The sequence below is a fragment of the Vibrio sp. 2134-1 genome, assembly GCF_033339495.1.
The window spans coordinates 1-702 of the sequence record NZ_JAWOUS010000420.1; the positions used below are offsets into that span (position 1 = coordinate 1).

At 46.2% G+C, this 702-nt stretch carries 1 protein-coding gene; it reads left to right on the forward strand.

Translation table 11 applies throughout. From position 1 onward, the window contains the following. The coding region (locus R7R78_RS26375) for a TolC family protein (protein WP_225474642.1) at window positions 1-702 on the forward strand (702 nt) is incomplete at both ends.

Sequence of the window (702 nt, forward strand, 5' to 3'; positions counted from 1 at the left end):
GTTTGACACTGCGTGGCAGTTGTTACTAGAAAACAACTATTCTCTTAAAGCTCAACGTGCAAATGTTGAGAACTATCAATATCAAGAAAGCGCAACCAGCAACCTTAATCTGCCTCAAGTAAGCATTGGTGCTAACTACACACGCTTGGACACCGACGTTACTCTTTCAGGAAAGCAGATCCTAGATAGCACAGGAACACACATTAATGTGCCACCTGCTTTTCAACCCATTTTTGGTGCCTTAGCGAACACCACCTCAACCATTACTGAGCGCGATATTTTCTCTTCTTCTATCCGTGCGATTTGGCCTATCTTTACTGGTGGCCGAATCTCAGCTGCGCAATCTGCCGCGGCGGGTAAAACCGATGAAGCGAAAAGTCAGTTAGCCATGGAGCAACAGGCTCGCTTTGAAGACCTTTCTAAATACTACTTCTCAGTTGTACTTGCCAAAGAAGTGCTCGCTACGCGCCAAGCTGTAGAACAAGGTTTGAAAAAGCACCGAGATTTTGCCATCAAGCTGGAAGAGCAAGGACAGATCGCTCGCGTTGAACGCCTACAAGCTGAAGCCTCATTAGACAAAGCCAAAGTAGAAACACGCAAAGCGGCCAGTGATTTGAGTATTGCACAAGCCGCTCTTGGAAAACTCCTTGCGCAAGAGGATTCTGTTGAACCAGCAGAAACCTTGTTCATTAACGATAACCT